Source organism: Pseudomonas sp. TE9122 (genome assembly GCF_056278925.1).
Genome location: NZ_JBWBQI010000001.1, coordinates 2,487,836 through 2,505,891, shown reverse-complemented (window position 1 = coordinate 2,505,891; position 18,056 = coordinate 2,487,836). Strand labels below are relative to the sequence as shown.

Sequence of the window (18,056 nt, the reverse complement as noted above, 5' to 3'; positions counted from 1 at the left end):
AGCATCGATTTTGATCGGCAAACTACGCGCGTTCCTCCCCCAATGTTGGAACGCTTCTAGGGCTTTCCGGATTTGCCGGACAAGTCCTTTTTTTTGCCCCGGATTTTGTAAAGGATCAGTTCTACATGCTTGCTCGCTGGTTGCCCGCTGCCATCAACACCCGCCCTACTGAATGGAGCCGTGCCGCGATCGGCATGGCCCTGGGCACGCTGTTCAGCGTGTGGATGTGCGCGCAGGTGTTCGGCCATGACGTTGCGTTTCACCTGGTCGGCCCGCTCGGCGCTTCGGCGGTGCTGCTGTTCGCGGTGTCCTCGGGCGCCCTCGCCCAGCCATGGTCGATTCTTGGCGGCTACCTGTGTGCTGGCGTGGTCGCCTTGCTGGTGGCCCATGTGCTTGGCCGTACGCTGGGCAGCGCCTGCCTTGCTGCCGGCATGGCGGTGATTCTCATGTGCTGGCTGCGTTGCCTGCACCCACCGGCCGGTGCCTTGGCGTTGACGCTGGTGCTGGCCGACCCGGCAACCATCGCCATGGACTGGAAAGCCATGGAGCCGGTCATGCTTGGCGCCCTGTGCATGCTCGCCAGCGCGCTGGCCTATAACAACCTGACCCGCATCCGCTATCCGAAACGCGCTGCTGACCCGGCTCCGCCAGTGGTCCCGATCGATAGCCAGGCGATCACCGCCGCAGACCTGAAACTGGCGCTGGCCGACATGGAAGCCTTCATCGACGTCACCCCCGAAGACCTCGAACGCCTGATTCACGCCAGCGAACTGCATGCCAAGCGGCGCAGCATTACCGAAACGTTCAGATGATCCCTTTGTAGGAGCTGACGAGTGCAACGAGGCTGCGATCTGTTGATTTCAAAAACAAGATCAAAAGATCGCAGCCTCGTTGCACTCGTCAGCTCCTACACGGACAGCGGCTCTAAGAGAAAAACGCAGATTCCCCCTGCACATATCCCCGTTGTACACGACAAATTTGCACTGTTACGATCCGCTAACGCCCCCACCCGGGCTTCTCGAATAAAGACAATAAAAGCAGGGAGTTACTGATGACAGCTCAGGCTTCATCCCGGCGGACCCCGTCCATGGATGCCATGCAAAACGACGTGCTGGCCGAGGTGCGCAACCATATCGGCCACCTGACCCTCAACCGCCCTGCGGGCCTCAATGCAATCACCCTCGACATGGTGCGTCTGCTGCAACAGCAGCTCGATGCCTGGGCGTCTGACGCCGATGTGCACGCCGTGGTGTTGCGCGGTGCCGGTGAAAAGGCTTTCTGCGCCGGCGGTGATATCCGTTCGCTGTACGACAGCTACAAGAGCGGCGACACGCTGCACGAAGATTTCTTCGCCGAGGAATACGCCCTCGACCTGACGATTCATCACTACCGCAAACCGGTGCTGGCCCTGATGGACGGTTTTGTCCTCGGCGGCGGCATGGGCCTGGTGCAAGGCGCCGATCTGCGCGTGGTCACCGAGAAGAGCCGTCTGGCGATGCCGGAAGTGGCCATCGGTTATTTCCCTGATGTCGGCGGCAGTTACTTCCTGCCGCGGATTCCCGGTGAGCTGGGGATTTATCTGGGCGTCAGCGGCGTGCAGATTCGCGCCGCCGATGCGCTGTACTGCGGCCTCGCTGACTGGTATCTGGACAGCAGCAAACTTGCGCTGCTCGACGAGAAACTCGACCAGATGGAGTGGCAGGACACGCCGCTCAAGTCGCTGCAGAACCTGCTGGCCAAGCACGCCGTGCAAACTCTGCCCGATGCCCCCCTCCAAGTGTTGCGCCCGGCCATCGACCATTTCTTTGCCCTGCCCGACGTGCCGAGCATGAACGAGCAATTGCGCGCCGTCACCGTCGCCGACAGCCACGAATGGGCGGTCACCACGGCGGATCTGCTGGAAACCCGCTCACCGCTGGCCATGGCCGTGACCCTGGAAATGCTCCGTCGCGGCAGACATTTGAGTCTGGAGAATTGCTTTGCGCTGGAGCTGCATCTGGACCGCCAGTGGTTTGCCCGTGGCGACCTGATCGAAGGCGTGCGCGCCCTGCTGATCGACAAGGACAAGTCACCGCGCTGGAACCCGCCGACCGTCGCTGAGCTGGACGCTGCGCAGGTGGCGAGTTTCTTCCATGGTTTTGATGAGAGCGGGAGCTGAGTCATGCACGATCTCGAACTGACTGAAGAACAAGTGATGATCCGCGACATGGCCCGGGATTTTGCCCGTGGCGAAATCGCGCCCCACGCCCAGGCCTGGGAAAAGGCTGGCTGGATCGACGACGCCCTGGTGGCGAAGATGGGCGAGCTGGGCCTGCTCGGCATGGTCGTGCCCGAGGAATGGGGTGGCACCTACGTCGATTACGTCGCCTATGCACTGGCGGTTGAGGAAATCTCTGCCGGTGACGGCGCGACCGGCGCGTTCATGAGCATTCACAACTCGGTGGGCTGCGGCCCGGTGCTCAACTACGGCAGCGACGAACAGAAACAGACCTGGCTGGCCGATCTGGCCAGTGGGCAGACCATCGGTTGCTTCTGTCTGACCGAACCCCAGGCCGGTTCCGAAGCGCACAACCTGCGCACCCGCGCCGAACTGCGCGACGGCCAGTGGGTGATCAACGGCGCCAAGCAATTTGTCAGCAATGGCAAACGGGCGAAACTGGCGATCGTTTTCGCGGTAACCGATCCGGACTTGGGCAAGAAAGGCCTGTCAGCGTTTCTGGTGCCGACCGACACACCGGGTTTCATCGTCGATCGCACCGAACACAAAATGGGCATCCGCGCCTCCGACACCTGCGCGGTGACATTGAACAACTGCAGCATCCCCGAGGCCAATCTGCTCGGCGAGCGCGGCAAGGGCCTGGCGATTGCCCTGTCCAACCTTGAAGGCGGACGCATCGGCATCGCCGCGCAGGCATTGGGCATCGCCCGGGCAGCGTTTGAAGCGGCGCTGGCCTACTCGAAAGACCGGGTGCAATTCGACAAGCCGATCATCGAGCACCAGAGCATTGCCAATCTGCTGGCTGACATGCACATGCAAATCAACGCCGCGCGGTTGCTGATCCTCCATGCAGCGCGGCTGCGCACGGCGGGCAAACCATGCTTGTCCGAGGCTTCGCAGGCCAAGCTGTTCGCATCGGAAATGGCCGAGAAGGTCTGTTCGTCGGCGATCCAGATTCATGGCGGCTATGGCTATCTGGAGGATTACCCGGTCGAGAAGTACTACCGCGATGCGCGGATTACTCAGATCTATGAAGGGTCGAGCGAGATACAGCGGATGGTGATTGCGCGGGATTTGAAGAACTATCAGCTGTAATGGCGTTGGCCCTTCCCCTCACCCCAACCCTCTCCCCAGGGAGAGGGAGCCGACCGAGTCGGTTACGGATTCAGCGGCAACCTTTCAGGTCGGCGTAATTCGCCCATATCACGCGGTCAGTCCCCTCTCCCCAGGGAGAGGGAGCCGACCGGGTCGGTTACGGATTCAGCGGCAACATTTCAGGTCGGCGTAATTCGCCCATATCACGCGGTCAGTCCCCTCTCCCCAGGGAGAGGGAGCCGACCGGGTCGGTTACGGATTCAGCGGCAACCTTTCAGGTCGGCGTAATTCGCCCATATCACGCGGTCAGTCCCCTCTCCACAGGGAGAGGGAGCCGACCGAGTCGGTTACGGATTCAGCGGCAACCTTTCAGGTCGGCGTAATTCGCCCATATCACGCGGTCAGTCCCCTCTCCCTGGGGAGAGGGCTAGGGTGAGGGGCTTGTGAAGCTCACACACTATTTGCCTTGGAATGCAGCCTCACGCTTGGCAATAAACGCCGCCATCCCTTCCTTCTGATCCTGCGTCGCAAACGCGGCATGAAACACCCGACGCTCGAAACGCACGCCTTCGCTCAGGTTGACCTCGAACGCCCGATTCACGCTCTCCTTGATCATCATCGCAATCGGCAGTGACTTGCCGGCGATCACCGCCGCGACTTTCAGCGCCTCATCAAGCAACTCATCGCTCGGCACGATGCGCGCGACGATGCCGCAACGCTCGGCTTCCACCGCGTCGATCATGCGCCCGCTCAGGCACATTTCCATGGCCTTGGCTTTGCCCACCGCGCGGGTCAGGCGCTGGGTGCCGCCCATGCCCGGCAGCACGCCGAGGTTGATTTCCGGCTGGCCGAATCTGGCGTTGTCGCCAGCCAGGATGAAGTCGCACATCAGCGCCAGTTCACAACCGCCGCCGAGGGCAAAACCATTGACCGCGGCGATAATCGGCTTGCGGCGGTTGGCCACGCGATCGCTGTCGCTGAACAGATCGTCCATGTAGATCTGCGGATAGGTCAGCTCAGCCATTTCCTTGATGTCGGCGCCGGCGGCGAAAGCTTTTTTCGAACCGGTGAGGACGATGCAGCCAATGTGCGCATCGGCTTCCAGCGTATCGAGGGCGTGGTTCACTTCGCTGACCAGCTGCGCGTTCAGCGCGTTCAGCGCCTGCGGCCGGTTGAGGGTGATCAGGCCGACGCGGTCGCGGGTTTCCAGCAGAATCGTTTCGTAAGTCATGAATAAAATTCCTTGTCAGAGATTGCGCGAAATGACCATGCGCTGAATGTCGCTGGTGCCTTCGTAGATCTGGCAGACGCGCACGTCGCGGTAGATGCGTTCCAGCGGGAAGTCGTTGAGGTAACCGTAACCGCCGAGGGTTTGCAAGGCCATGGAACAGACCTTCTCGGACATTTCCGAGGCGAACAGCTTGGCCATCGACGCTTCGACCAGCGCCGGTTGGCCGCTGTCACGCAAGGCCGCGGCGTAATGCACCATTTGCCGGGCGACGGCAATTTGCGTGGCCATGTCCGCCAGGCGGAACGCCACGGCCTGATGCTCGATGATCGGCTTGCCGAAGGTGTCACGCTCGCGGGCGTAATCACGAGCGGCTTCGAACGCGGCGCGGGCCATGCCGACGGCTTGCGAGGCGATACCGACGCGGCCGCCTTCAAGGTTGGCCAAGGCAATCTTGTAGCCCTCGCCCTCCTCGCCCAGCCGATTGGCCACCGGCACTTTCACATCTTCAAAAAGAATCTGGCAGGTGTCGGACGCGTGCTGGCCGAGTTTGTCTTCGACCCGCGCGACTTTGTAGCCTGGCGAGTCGGTCGGCACGATAAACGCGCTGATCCCGCGTCTGCCGGCGCTCGGGTCGGTCACGGCAAACACGATCACGATGCCGGCGTTCTGCCCGGAGGTGATGAACTGTTTGCAGCCGTTGAGCACGTAGTGATCGCCTTCCAGCCGCGCGCGGGTTTTCAGGCTGCTGGCATCGGAACCGGCCTGCGGTTCGGTCAGCGCGAAGGCGCCGAGCATGGCGCCGCTGGCCAGCGGTTTGAGGAAGCGCTCGCGCTGATCGTCATTGCCGAACTTGAGAATCGGCACGCAACCGACCGAGTTGTGCACGCTCATGATCGTCGAGCAGGCACCGTCGCCGGCGGCGATTTCTTCCAAAGCCATGGCGTACGCGAGGTAGCCGGTGTCACAGCCGCCCCACTGCTCCGGCACGAGCATGCCGAAGAAACCCAGCTCAGCCATCTCGGCGATGGCTGAGCTGGGGAAACGGTGCTCGCGATCCCACTCGGCGGCGAACGGCTTGAGCCGCTCCTCGGCAAACTGCCGGGCCATGTCGCGGATCTGGGTCTGGTCTTCGTTGGGGATCATGGTGAGTCCTTGAAATCTGAGTACGACATTGAACCCTGTGGGAGCGAGCCTGCTCGCGAAAGCGGTGTATCAGTCACGCATGTGCCGGCTGAAACGACGTCTTCGCGAGCAGGCTCGCTCCCACAGTTGATCGGCGATGCCTTCAGTAAACGCATTCCACAGCCATGGCCGTGGCTTCGCCGCCGCCAATGCAGATCGCTGCAATGCCGCGCTTGAGTTGTTTCTGCCGCAGCGCCGCGAGCAACGTCACCAGAATCCTCGCTCCCGACGCACCGATCGGATGGCCCAGCGCGCAGGCGCCGCCGTGCACATTGAGCTTGTCGTGGGGAATCTCCAGGTGCGTCATCGCCGCCATGCCGACCACGGCAAACGCCTCGTTAACTTCAAACAGATCCACCTGATCCAGCGCCCAACCGGTCTTGTTCACCAGTTTCTTGATCGCGCCAATCGGCGCGGTGGGAAACAGGCCCGGTGTATCAGCGAACGCAGCATGCCCATGGATCACCGCCAGCGGCTTGAGGCCCAGTTGCTGCGCGTGGGACTGGCGCATCAGCACCAGCGCTGCCGCGCCGTCGGAAATCGAGCTGGAGTTGGCTGCGGTGACCGTGCCGCCCTCGCGGAACGCCGGTTTCAGCGAGGCGACTTTGTCGAGTTTGGCTTTTGGCGGCTGTTCATCATTGCTGATCACCACCTGCTCTTTGCCGACAGTCACAGTCAGCGGGACGATTTCGTCCTTGAAGCTGCCGTCCTGGATCGCCTGTTGTGCGCGGGTGGTCGAGGTAATGGCGAAAGCGTCCTGCGCCTCGCGGCTGAAGCCGTTGGCCTCGGCGCAATCCTCAGCGAAGGTGCCCATCAGGCGGCCCTTGTCGTAGGCGTCTTCGAGGCCGTCGAGGAACATCGAATCGAGCACGCGGCCATGGCCCATGCGATAGCCGGCGCGGGCACGATCGAGCAGGTACGGCGAGTTGGACATGCTTTCCATACCGCCGGCGATCACCACGTCGGCACTGCCGGCAAGCAGCATGTCGTGAGCCATGATGGTGGTCTGCATGCCCGAGCCGCACATCTTGTTCACCGTGGTGCAGAGCGTCGATTTATCCAGCCCGGCGCCCAGCGCAGCCTGACGTGCCGGCGCCTGACCGAGGCCGGCGGGCAGTACGCACCCAAACAGCAGTTCATCAACCGCGTCGCTGGCGACACCGGCGCGTTCGACCGCAGCCTTGATCGCCGCCGCGCCGAGTTGCGGTGCGGTGAGGCTTTTCAACTCGCCCTGAAAACCGCCCATCGGTGTGCGGACAGCGCTGACGATAACAATCGGATCATTGGACATAGTCATGACTAATCCTCCTTACTTGGCGGCCATGCGCAAGGCGCCGTCGAGACGGATCACCTCGCCGTTGAGCATGCTGTTTTCGATGATGTGGCGCACGAGCGCGGCGTATTCGGCAGGCTTGCCCAGACGCGGCGGGAATGGCACGCCGGCGGCCAGCGAGTCGCGCACTTCCGGGGTCATGCCGGCCATCATCGGCGTTTCGAAAATGCCCGGTGCGATGGTCATCACGCGGATGCCGAAGCGCGCCAGCTCGCGGGCGGCCGGCAGGGTCAGGCTGGCGATCGCGCCTTTCGAAGCCGAGTACGCAGCCTGGCCAATCTGGCCGTCGAACGCTGCGACCGAGGCGGTGTTGATGATCACTCCACGCTCGCCGTCAGCATTGGCTTCGCTCTCGGCGATCGCCGCCGCAGCCAGGCGCAGCATGTTGAAACTGCCGATCAGGTTGACGTTGATCACTTGAGCAAAACTGCTCAGGGCGTGCGGGCCGTTCTTGCCGAGAATTTTCTCGCCGCGAACGATGCCGGCGCAGTTGATCAGGCCGTTGAGGCTGCCAAATGCGGCAACGGTCGCCTGCACAGCGGCTTCGGCGGCGGCTTCATTGCTGATGTCGGCAACCACGCTTTGCGCACCCAGGCGCTGAGCCTGAGCGGCGACGGCTTCAGCGTTCATGTCGACCAGCATGACTTTGGCGCCGGCACTGACCAGCAATTCAGCGCTGGCGGCACCGAGGCCTGACGCGCCGCCGGTGACGATAAAAACCTTGTTCTCGATCTGCATGACGGTGTTCCCTTGGATTCAAGCTGAAACTCTGTGCGCCGCGGCCTCTTGAGCCTTGGCGATTTCCTGGTTGCGCAAGATAAAGCGCTGCAATTTGCCACTCGGGGTTTTGGGCAACTCGCTGACAAATTCGATTTCACGCGGGTACGAATGCGCGGCCAGACGCTTGCGTACGTGTTGGCGCAGTTCTTCCGCCAACTCCGGCGCGGCGCGGTACTGCGCGCTCAGCACGACAAAGGCTTTGACCAGTTCGGTGCGTTCCGGGTCGGGTTTGCCGACGACCGCCGCCTCGACCACGGCCGGGTGTTCGATCAGCGCACTTTCCACGTCGAACGGGCCGACGCGGTAGCCCGAAGTGGTGATCACATCATCACTGCGGCCGACGAAGCTGATGCTGCCGTCCGGGTTCCACTCCACGGTGTCGCCGCTTAGATAGTAGTTGCCGACGAAGGCCTTGGTCGGCGCACCTTCGTAGCCGCCGAACCAGCACATCGGCGACTGCGGGCGGTCGATGGCGAGGATGCCCGGCTGACCGACGTCGAGTTCGTTGTACTGCTCATCGAGCACGACAATGCGATGGCCCGGCGAAGCGAAACCAGCGGCGCCGACATGCACCGGGTGCTCGAGGCCGTGGTGGTTGCACAGCACCATGCCCAGTTCGGTCTGGCCGTAATGGTCGTGGATGACCACGTCGAGGTTGTCGGCGAACCAGCGGATCACTTCCGGGTTCAGCGGCTCACCGGCGCTGCTGACGATGCGCAGTTTGCCCTTGATCGATCTGGCAAACTCCTCGCCACCGGCAATCAGCAAACGATAGGCAGTGGGCGAGCCGGTGAGATTGGTAATGCCGTATTTGTTGATCACCCGGCAGGTGCTTTCGAGGGTGAACGGGCCATCGTAGAAGGTAATCGGGTGGCCCAGCGCCAACGGCCCGGTGACGCCGAAATAGATGCCATAGGCCCAGCCCGGATCGGCGACGTTCCAGAACGCGTCTTCGGGGCGCAGGTCCACCGCATCGCGGGTGTAACTCTGGAAGGCGACGATGGCTTTGAGCGGCACTGACAGCGCTTTCGCCGGCCCTGTGGTGCCCGAGGTGAACATCAGCAGGAACGGGTCTTCACCGGTCAGCAATACCGGCTCGCAGACATCGGAATAGTTGGCCAGCTCAGCCCAGAAACTGAAATCACCGCGAACGATGCCCTGCCCTCTGGCGCCGGCCACGGTGACGATGGTCGGGCATGCGCTGACTTCACTGAGCTTGGGGCGATTGACCGCATCGGTCACCACGACTTTCGCCCCGGAACTGTTCAGGCGATGTTCAAGAGCTTTCGGCCCGAATGCGGTGAATAGCGGCTGATACATCGCGCCGATGCGCCAGGTGGCGAGCACGGTGATGAGCAATTCGACGTTGCGTGGCAGCAGGCCAGCGACTTTATCGCCCTTCTGCACGCCCTGGGCGAGGAGGAAATTGGCGAAACGCGCGGCTTTGTCTTGCAGATCAGTGAAGGTGTAAGTCGCACTCGAGCCGTCGCGACCTTCCCAGAACAACGCAATACGCCCGGGCAAGGCATGGCGGTCGCAACATTCAATGCAGGCGTTGAGTGCCGCCAGCGTGCCGCTGAGCGACGCATCGACGGTGTGCTGATAATCGAACTGTTCGGTGGCAGACAAGTAATCGCGCATTGCCAGAATCCCTCGGTGTTTTTATTAGGCTGGGAACCGTAAACAACACAGGGATAGTCGCGCCGCGCGGGCCTTGGGGCAATGGTCAAAGCTATCAACGTGGTTGACTGGTTTGGCCAAGAGGTTGCGGCCGCATGCCCTGTAGGAGCTGACGAGTGCAACGAGGCTGCAATCTTTTGATCTTGATTTTTACCATCAAGTACAAGATCAAAAGATCGCAGCCTTCGGCAGCTCCTACAGGGGAACGCATTTCAAAAATGTGGGAGCGAGCCTGCTCGCGAAGGCGTCGGGTCAGACCACCTCATTGAGGATCAGCGTCCGGTAATGCCCCGGGTTCGACCCCGACCACTTGCGAAACGCTTTGTAGAACGAACTGGCATCAGCAAAGCCCAGCCGTGCAGCAATCTCGACAAAACTGATCGAAGGCTCCGCCAGCCAGGTAATCGCCAGCTCTTTGCGCACGCTGTCTTTCAGCCCCTGATAAGTCTGCCCTTCCTCGGCCAGACGCCGGCGTAATGTCGACGCGGACATACAAAATTGCTGAGCCAGCGCCTCGGTTTCCGGCCAATGCTCGGCGGGCACTTGCCGCAGATCCTGCTTGATCCGGCTGGCGAGGCTGTCGGGGTCGCGGTATTTGACCAGAATGTTCGCCGGCGCCTGGGCCAGAAAGCGCTTGAGTTCTTCGGCACTGCGTTTGACCGGCAGATCGAGGCAATCAGCGGAAAAGATCATTCGTGTTCGCGGACGTTCGAAGCGCAGGTTTTCCGAAAACATCACCCGATAGTCGTCGGTAAAGTCCGGTTCGGCGCAGCGCAGTTCAATCGCCAGAATCGGAATCCGCCGCCCGGCCAGCCAGCACGCGACGCCGTGCACGATCATCCAGTAAGTGAAATACGTGAAGGCGCGGCGCGGTTCGGCGTCGTCTTCGAGCAGGACGATTTCCGCCAGGCTCTGCTGATGCACCAGTTGCGCCGGCAGTTTTTCGAGCATCAGCGACAGGAACGTCAGACCGGTATCCAGCGCCGCCGCCAGCGTCGGTTGCGCCATGGCGCTGCGACACAAAAACGCCAGGCTGCCGGATTTGAGCGGGCGCGGGTCCATGCCGAAGAACTCGTCATCACCGCGTCGCGCCAGCAGGCGCCAGAGTCTGGCGTATTGCGAGGCCGGCACCCTGCCCTCATCGGCCGCTAACAAAGCCGGATCGATGCCGACCTTGGTCAACGCCTCATCCGTCGCCGCGCCCGGGGCACAGCTTTGCAGCAACGCTTCGCGCACCAGTTGAATGGCAATGGTGTCTTTTTCTGCCATGGAGCGAGGTGAACCTTGTTGTTTTTCGGTGGTGGGCATCTTAACCCAGCTGCTGATTTCACCGCAGGGCCAATGTGGGAGCGAGCCTGCTCGCGAACGCGGTGTGTCAGATAAACAAATGTCACAGGCATACCGCATTCGCGAGCAGGCTCGCTCCCACAGGAATCACAGTCGTTCAGCTAAGGTTCAGCTAAATGTCAATGAATGCCATTTGGGAATGAGTGTCATTATGTTACAACTTAGCCTCCTATCTAAATCGCTGTGGCTCGCCAATGCTCGTTCCCTTTTTGATCATGTTGCGCGAAGGCATCGAGGCCGCGCTTATCGTCGGCATCATTGCCAGTTATTTGCAGCAGACCGGCCGTGGCCAATGGATGCCAGCGGTATGGATCGGCGTTTTCCTCGCTGCTGCCCTTGCCCTGCTGGTCGGCGGTGGCCTGGAGCTGGTGAGCGCTGAATTCCCACAGAAGCAGCAGGAGTTGTTCGAGGGCGTGGTCGGTCTGGTCGCGGTGGGCATCCTCAGTTCGATGGTGTTCTGGATGCGCAAGGTCGCGCGGTCGATCAAGCACTCGCTGCAAGCCTCGCTGGATCAAGCGCTGACGCACTCCAGGCATCAAGTGATTGCACTGATCGCCATGGTGTTCTTCGCTGTCGCTCGCGAAGGCCTGGAGACGGTGTTCTTCCTGCTCGCCGTGTTCCAGCAAAGCGAAGGCCCGGGCGCGCCGATCGGCGCCCTGCTCGGCCTGATCCTGGCGGTAATTGTCGGTTTCCTGATCTACAGCGGCAGCATGCGTCTCAATCTTTCGGCGTTCTTCAAGTGGACCGGATTGTTCATCCTCGTGGTCGCCGCCGGAATACTCGCCAACTCGGTGCAGGCGCTGCATGAAGCCGGGCTGTGGAATCACCTGCAAACGGTGCTGTTCGACTTCAGCGCGACGCTGCCGATGGACGGCCCGCTGGGCTCGGTGCTGGCCGGCATGTTCGGTTACCAGGATGCGCCGACCGTCAGCACTCTTGGCGCGTACCTGATTTATCTGCTGCTGGCGCTGGTGATGTTCTTCATGCCCGCGCCGCGCCAGGCGCCGTCAACCACTTCCGTTTCCAGCCAATAAGGCCCTTCATGTCTACTACCCAAACCCCTCCGGCCCTGCGTTGGGCGCTGGCCGGCTCGGTGCTGCTGATGGTCGCCGCCGGCGGGCTGTTCTGGTACGCCTCGAACATGGCCGCCGCCAAGCGTCAGCACAACCACGATGAAATCGTCGTAAACATCCATCCGCACAGTTGCGAGCCAAATGCCCTGACGGTGCCCGCCGGCCGCGCCAGTTTCCGCATCGTCAACCGCTCCGAGCGGGCGGTCGAGTGGGAAATTCTCGACGGCGTGCTGGTGGTCGAAGAGCGGGAAAACATCGCGCCGGGCCTGAGCCAGGTGATCAACGCCAACCTGCAACCGGGCGACTATGCGATCACTTGCGGCTTGCTCAGCAACCCGCGCGGCACTTTGCACGTCACACCGACGGCCGCTTCCGATGCCGCCGCCAAGGCCAAGCCCTCGATGGTGGCGTTCGTCGGGCCGCTGTCGGAATTTCGCGTGTATCTGGCCGTTCAGGGCAGCGCGTTGATCAAAGCGGCGACGGCGCTGAATCAGGCGATCGCCAGTGGTGATCTGGCGCAGGCGCAAGCGTTGTACCTGCCGGCGCGTGCTGCCTATCAGCGTCTGGCGCCGGCGGCGCAGCGCCTGGCCGAGCTGGACAATCAGATCAATGCCCGCGCCGATTATTTCGAAAAGCGCGAGCAGGATCCGGCGTTCGTCGGTTTCCATCGCCTCGAATACGCGCTGTTCCAGCAGCGCAATCTCGACAACGTTGCGCCGATTGCCCAGCGCTTGCTCGCTGACGTCACCACCCTCAAGCAACAGTTGCTCGCGCAGTCGCTGCCGCCGGAGCAACTGGTGAGTATCGTCGTGCGCAACCTCAACAGCCTCGCCGATGTGCGCGCCGGCAGCGGCGAAGAAGAACGCTACAGCCACAGCGACCTCAACGGTTTCGCCGCCAACGCGCAGACCGCGCGCAAGGTCGTCGACCTGTTGCGCCCGATGCTGAGCAAATCCTCCGCTGACGTGTTGGCGAATGTCGACCAGGCCATGAGTGACTTCGACAGCCAGCTCAACGCGTTCAAATCCGCCGATGGCTACGTCAGTTACGACGCCGTGACCGTCGCGCAACGCCAGCAGATCGCCGCCAAAGCCAAGGCTCTGGCCACGGCACTGGATGGCATCGACCCCGCCCTCGGCCTTTCCGGCCTGTAAGCAGAAGACCACGACAGATGAACGATTCAGAACCTCTCAACCTGCAACGGCGCCGCGTGCTGATGGGCATGGGCGCCGCCGGTGTCGCCCTTGCCGGATCGGCGCTGAGCTGCCCGGCCATGGCCGCGCTGCCTGCGCAAGTTACCGAAGCGCCGAGCAGCGACAAGACCGAAGACCGCCACGATTTTCACGGTGTGCACCAGGCCGGCATCGTCACCCCGCGCCCGGCCTCCGGGATGCTGGTGGCGTTCGATGTGCTGGCCAGCGATCGCGAAGACCTCGAGCGGCTGTTCCGCACTCTCAACGAACGCATCGCGTTTTTGATGAAGGGCGGCCCGGTCGCGCAGGTCGACCCGAAACTGCCGCCGCTGGACTCCGGCATCCTCGGCCCGGTGGTCACCCCGGACAACCTGACCATCACCGTTTCCGTCGGCGACTCGCTGTTCGACGAACGCTTCGGTCTGGCAGCGTCGAAGCCCAAGCGTCTGCAACGCATGGTTGGCTTCCCCAACGATGCGTTGGACGCCGATTGCTGCCATGGCGATCTGAGCCTGCAGTTCTGCGCCAACACCGCCGACACCAACATTCACGCCCTGCGCGACATCGTCAAGAACCTGCCCGACCTGCTGCTGGTGCGCTGGAAACAGGAAGGCAGCGTGCCGCCGCAAGCCCCGGCCAAACCCGGTGTGCCGGCGCAGTCGGCGCGCAACTTTCTCGGCTTTCGCGATGGCTCGGCCAACCCCGATTCCAACGACGCCAAGGCCATGGAGCGGATTGTCTGGGTACAGCCGGACGGTGACGAACCGGCCTGGGCTGCCCACGGCAGCTATCAAGCGGTGCGCATCATCCGCAACTTCGTCGAACGCTGGGATCGCACGCCGTTGCAGGAGCAGGAAAGCATTCTCGGCCGGGTCAAGAGCAGCGGCGCGCCCGTCGGCGGCCACAGCGAAAGCGAAGTGCCGGATTACAGCAAAGACCCCGCCGGCAAGCTGACCAGGCTCGACGCGCACATCCGCCTGGCCAATCCGCGCACCGCCGCGACCCAGGCCAATCTGATCCTGCGCCGGCCATTCAACTACTCCAACGGCGTCAACAAGAACGGCCAGCTCGACATGGGCCTGCTGTTCATCTGTTACCAGGCTGACCTGGAACAAGGCTTCATCACCGTGCAGACCCGCCTCAACGGTGAACCGCTCGAGGAATACCTCAAACCGGTCGGCGGCGGTTACTTCTTCACCCTGCCCGGCGCTACCGGCGATGACGATTTCATCGGTCGCTCGTTACTCGCTGCCACCTCCCAAAACAAAACCGCATGACACCCAACCGACACTGGAGCCGCCCCATGAAAAAGACGCCACTCGCGTTATTGCTGACCCTTGGTTTGCTCAACACCCCGCTGGCGGCGTTCGCCGCGACCGCGCCGCTGGATCTGGTGGGGCCGGTGTCGGACTACAAGATTTACGTCACCGAGAAACTCGATGAGCTGGCCAGCCACACCCAGCAGTTCACCGACGCGGTGAAGAAAGGCGATCTCGCCACCGCGCAGAAGCTCTACGCGCCGACGCGGGTGTATTACGAGTCGATCGAGCCGATTGCCGAGCTGTTCAGCGATCTCGATGCGTCCATCGATTCTCGCGTTGACGATCACGAAAAAGGCGTTAAGGCCGAGGACTTCACTGGCTTTCACCGGATCGAATATTCGTTGTTCGCGGAGAAGTCCACTAAGGGCCTGGATGCATTGGCCGACGGTTTGAACAAAGACGTGCAGGACCTGCAAACCCGTGTGGCCGGTCTGACCTTCCCGCCAGAGAAGGTCGTCGGCGGCGCTGCTGCGCTGTTGGAAGAAGTCGCGGCGACGAAGATTTCCGGCGAGGAAGATCGCTACAGCCACACCGACCTGTACGACTTCCAAGGCAATATCGACGGGGCGAAGAAGATCGTTGATCTGTTCCGCCCGCAGATCGAACAGCAGGACAAGGCGTTTGTTGCCAAGGTCGACAAGAACTTCGCTACGGTCGACAAGATCCTCGCCAAGTACAAAACGGCGGATGGCGGGTTTGAGACCTATGACAAGGTCAAGGACAACGACCGCAAAGCGCTGGTCGGGCCGGTGAATACGCTGGCGGAGGATCTTTCGATGATGCGCGGGAAGTTGGGTCTGAACTGATTTTTTAGCCTCTGGTCTGGCCCCTTCGCGAGCAGGCTCGCTCCCACAGTTGGAATGCATTTCCCTGTGGGAGCGAGCCTGCTCGCGAAAGCACTTCCGGACGCGCTAGAGAATCCTGTAGAGCAACCGCTCAATCCTCACCCGACTCACCCGCTTGAGAAACTTCGCCACCCCTGCCGGGTAATCCGGCAGCGTTTCAAGCGACTGGAAGTTATCGATCCGCGTGGTATGGCGGAAGATGTTTTCCAGCTCTTTCGCCCGTGGCTCCAGCCACTCGCCTTTCGGGTCTTCAATCAGCAGCGCGTTTTCCAAATCGAGGCGAAACGCGCGCGGATTGAGGTTGTTGCCAGTCAGCAAGGTGTAGCGCTGATCGATCCACATGCCCTTGAGGTGATAGGTGTTGTCACCGTCGCGCCACAAGTGCAGGTTCAACTGGCCGCTGTCGATGCTGTGCTGATGGCGTTTGGCGAAGCGGCGCAGGCTGATTTCGTATAGATACGGCAGCGCGGCGATCACCTTGAACGGCTCGCTCGGCGGAATGTAGAAATCGTTGGCGGTCTTGTCGCCAACCACGATGTCGATCTTCACGCCACGGGCCAGCGCGCGGTTGATCTCACGGATCACGCCCAGGGGCAGGTTGAAGTACGGCGTGCAGATGGTCAGCTGCTTTTGCGCGCTGGCGATCAGTTCGAGAATCGCCCGGTTCAGCGGGTTGTTCTTGCCGACGCCGAGCAGTGGCGTGACCGACAGCCCTTCTTTACTTGTGCTGCCGGCCCCGGTGTCGTAAGTCGCGTACTTGAGACGGCTGCGCAGGTCGCCGATGTCGTTGCGCAGGCTGCGGGTAGTCGGCAGGTTGGGCAGGTCGAGGCGGTGCACGGCTTTCGATTCGATCAGGCCGTGCTTGACCAGATGATGCATCGAATCCGCCAGCTCGCGACTGTGCAGCACGTGGTAGCGGTCGAAGCGGTACTTGTCGAGTTTGTGCAGGTAGACGTTGTTCAGACTCGCGCCGCTGTAGACCACCTTGTCGTCGATCACGAAACCTTTGAGGTGCAGCACGCCGAACAGCTCGCGGGTCTGCACCGGCACGCCGTAGATCGGCACTTCGCTCTGGTGCGTGCGGGTCATGTCCTGATACCAGGCGGCGTTGCCCGGCTGCTTGCCCGCGCCGATCAGACCGCGCTGGGCACGCAACCAGTCGACCACCACGGCGATTTCCAGCTCGGGACGCTTGAGCTTGGCTGCGTGCAGGGCATCGAGGATTTCCTGACCGGCTTCGTCCTGCTGCAGATACAGCGCGACGATGTAGATGCGCTGCGTCGCTGCGGCGATTTGCTCGAGCAGGCAGCGTCGGAATTCGGCAGCACTGGACAGAATGCTCACCGCCTCGGCGGTCAGCGCGAAGCTGCGCAGTTTGGGCAGCAGAGAACGTTTGAAAAGCAACGGCATAAGGCTCGCAAGGTTCGATTCCGAAGAGTTTGAGAGCTTACACCATCGTCTGCGCCGGGTCTTGTCAGTGTCAGTAATGGCCCCTTCGCGAGCAGGCTCGCTCCCACCGTTAAAATGCATTCCCCTGTGGGAGCGAGCCTGCTCGCGAAAGCGTTTTCACACACGCCGAAGAAATTCGCTTGACCAAGGAGAACAGTCGTTCTACTGTTCGCCATATGAACGAATCAATCAGCAATGACACACGCGACATCATTCTGGATGTCACCGAAAAGTTGATCTACAAAAGTGGCATCGCTGCCACCAGCATGGATCTGCTGGTGAAGACCGCCGGCGTCTCCAGAAAAAGCATTTACCGTTACTTTGCCGATAAGGACGCCTTGGTGGTCGCAGCCCTGCAACGGCGGGATATTCGCTGGATGCACTGGTTCACAAGTGCCGTCGATCAGGTCGAAACCCCGGCCGATCGTCTGCTCAACCTGTTTACCGTGCTCAAGGGCTGGTTCGACTCGGAAGGCTTTCGCGGCTGCGCCTTCATCAACACCAGCGGCGAAACCGGTGATCCACAGGATCCAGTGCGGCTGGTGGCCAAAGAACACAAACAGAAGCTGCTCGACTACGTGTGCGAGCTATGTACCGAATATGGTGCCGAGGATCCGCAACTATTGGCCAGACAGTTGCTGATCCTGATTGAAGGCGCCATTACCATAGCGCTTGTGATGGGTGATCACAGTGCCGCCGATAATGCGCAATGCATGGCGCGAAAGTTATTGGGCCTGTAACTCTTAGCAAGCCGGACTTGTTGTTCAAACATTAAATGAATCAGGAGATTGAACATGTCGACTGCAGCCCAGGTACGTCCGCCATTGCCCCCGTTCAACCATGCGTCAGCCATCGAGAAGGTGCGTCTGGCCGAGGATGGCTGGAACAGCCGCGATCCGGAAAAGGTTTCGCTCGCCTATACCCTCGACACCAAATGGCGCAATCGCGCCGAGTTTGCCAACAACCGCGAAGAGGCCAAGGCGTTTCTGACGCGCAAATGGGCGAAGGAACTGGATTATCGCTTGATCAAAGAACTCTGGGCCTACTCCGATACGCGTATCGCGGTGCGTTATGCCTATGAATGGCACGACGATTCGGGCAACTGGTTCCGCTCGTACGGCAACGAGAACTGGGAGTTCGATGACAACGGCCTGATGTTCCAGCGCTATGCCTGCATCAACGACATGCCGATCAAGGAAAGCGAGCGCAAATTCCACTGGCCGCTGGGCCGCCGGCCGGATGATCATCCGGGGCTGAGTGAACTCGGTCTCTAAAGCCAACCCACCCCTGTGTAGGAGCTGCCGAAGG

General features: G+C 61.4%; 16 protein-coding genes. 9 read left to right on the top strand and 7 right to left on the bottom strand.

The genetic code is table 11. From position 1 onward, the window contains the following. Positions 1-125 precede the first annotated feature (125 nt). The 3 genes from ACZ9BE_RS11370 to ACZ9BE_RS11360 all read left to right on the top strand — a co-directional run bounded on the left by ACZ9BE_RS11370 (position 126) and on the right by ACZ9BE_RS11360 (position 3,313). Positions 126-812, top strand: a complete 687-nt coding sequence (locus tag ACZ9BE_RS11370; protein WP_375123707.1) for an HPP family protein — start codon at positions 126-128, stop codon at positions 810-812. Between the two features lie 239 nt (positions 813-1,051). Then, a complete protein-coding gene (locus ACZ9BE_RS11365) occupies positions 1,052-2,158 on the top strand; it encodes an enoyl-CoA hydratase/isomerase family protein (RefSeq protein ID WP_476249421.1) in 1,107 nt (368 codons plus the stop codon). A 3-nt stretch (positions 2,159-2,161) separates the two neighbouring features. Next, the gene (locus tag ACZ9BE_RS11360; RefSeq protein ID WP_041480377.1) at positions 2,162-3,313 is read left to right on the top strand and encodes an acyl-CoA dehydrogenase family protein; all 1,152 of its coding nucleotides are present in this window, start codon (positions 2,162-2,164) and stop codon (positions 3,311-3,313) included. A gap of 457 nt (positions 3,314-3,770) precedes the next feature. Here ACZ9BE_RS11360 and ACZ9BE_RS11355 read toward each other — a convergent pair whose 3' ends face one another. The 6 genes from ACZ9BE_RS11355 to ACZ9BE_RS11330 form a co-directional block, all read right to left on the bottom strand. Next, entirely contained in the window at positions 3,771-4,544 is a 774-nt protein-coding gene (locus ACZ9BE_RS11355) for an enoyl-CoA hydratase (protein ID WP_016774718.1), read from the bottom strand. A gap of 15 nt (positions 4,545-4,559) precedes the next feature. Beyond that, positions 4,560-5,687 carry an acyl-CoA dehydrogenase gene (locus ACZ9BE_RS11350; protein ID WP_476249420.1) on the bottom strand — a complete coding sequence of 376 codons (1,128 nt, stop codon included), beginning with the start codon at positions 5,685-5,687 and terminating at the stop codon, positions 4,560-4,562. Positions 5,688-5,829: 142 nt separating this feature from the next. Next, positions 5,830-7,023: an acetyl-CoA C-acyltransferase gene (locus tag ACZ9BE_RS11345; protein ID WP_476249419.1), complete on the bottom strand. Its 1,194-nt coding sequence runs from the start codon at positions 7,021-7,023 to the stop codon at positions 5,830-5,832. Between the two features lie 12 nt (positions 7,024-7,035). Further along, on the bottom strand, positions 7,036-7,797 hold the full coding sequence (locus ACZ9BE_RS11340; RefSeq protein ID WP_041480381.1) for an SDR family NAD(P)-dependent oxidoreductase: 762 nt from the start codon (positions 7,795-7,797) through the stop codon (positions 7,036-7,038). Between the two features lie 18 nt (positions 7,798-7,815). Next, positions 7,816-9,480: an AMP-binding protein gene (locus ACZ9BE_RS11335; RefSeq protein WP_476249418.1), complete on the bottom strand. Its 1,665-nt coding sequence runs from the start codon at positions 9,478-9,480 to the stop codon at positions 7,816-7,818. Between the two features lie 291 nt (positions 9,481-9,771). Next, positions 9,772-10,788: an AraC family transcriptional regulator gene (locus ACZ9BE_RS11330; protein WP_476249417.1), complete on the bottom strand. Its 1,017-nt coding sequence runs from the start codon at positions 10,786-10,788 to the stop codon at positions 9,772-9,774. A gap of 272 nt (positions 10,789-11,060) precedes the next feature. On the opposite strand from ACZ9BE_RS11330, the gene efeU reads away from it, so the two are divergent. From efeU to efeO (ACZ9BE_RS11310), 4 genes are read left to right on the top strand one after another with little or no spacing between them, the layout of a single operon-like run. Continuing rightward, positions 11,061-11,900, top strand: a complete 840-nt coding sequence (gene efeU / locus ACZ9BE_RS11325; RefSeq protein WP_406229117.1) for an iron uptake transporter permease EfeU — start codon at positions 11,061-11,063, stop codon at positions 11,898-11,900. Between the two features lie 8 nt (positions 11,901-11,908). Beyond that, positions 11,909-13,093, top strand: a complete 1,185-nt coding sequence (gene efeO, locus ACZ9BE_RS11320) for an iron uptake system protein EfeO (protein ID WP_476249416.1) — start codon at positions 11,909-11,911, stop codon at positions 13,091-13,093. Positions 13,094-13,110: 17 nt separating this feature from the next. Continuing rightward, complete coding sequence (gene efeB / locus ACZ9BE_RS11315) at positions 13,111-14,409, top strand: iron uptake transporter deferrochelatase/peroxidase subunit (RefSeq protein WP_476249415.1); 1,299 nt, start codon at positions 13,111-13,113, stop codon at positions 14,407-14,409. Positions 14,410-14,435: 26 nt separating this feature from the next. Continuing rightward, positions 14,436-15,260: an iron uptake system protein EfeO gene (efeO, locus tag ACZ9BE_RS11310; protein ID WP_252867591.1), complete on the top strand. Its 825-nt coding sequence runs from the start codon at positions 14,436-14,438 to the stop codon at positions 15,258-15,260. A 105-nt stretch (positions 15,261-15,365) separates the two neighbouring features. Here the strand turns inward: efeO (ACZ9BE_RS11310) and pssA are convergent, their stop codons facing one another. Next, positions 15,366-16,709 (bottom strand): CDP-diacylglycerol--serine O-phosphatidyltransferase, encoded by a 1,344-nt coding sequence (gene pssA / locus ACZ9BE_RS11305; RefSeq protein WP_056785963.1) that lies wholly within the window; start codon positions 16,707-16,709, stop codon positions 15,366-15,368. 215 nt (positions 16,710-16,924) lie between these two features. Here pssA and ACZ9BE_RS11300 point away from each other — a divergent pair, with 215 nt between their 5' ends. Then, positions 16,925-17,488, top strand: coding sequence for a TetR/AcrR family transcriptional regulator (locus ACZ9BE_RS11300; protein ID WP_460062419.1), 564 nt, complete (start codon positions 16,925-16,927; stop codon positions 17,486-17,488). Positions 17,489-17,542: 54 nt separating this feature from the next. After that, complete coding sequence (locus ACZ9BE_RS11295; RefSeq protein ID WP_016774707.1) at positions 17,543-18,022, top strand: nuclear transport factor 2 family protein; 480 nt, start codon at positions 17,543-17,545, stop codon at positions 18,020-18,022. The last annotated feature ends 34 nt before the right edge of the window (positions 18,023-18,056 follow it).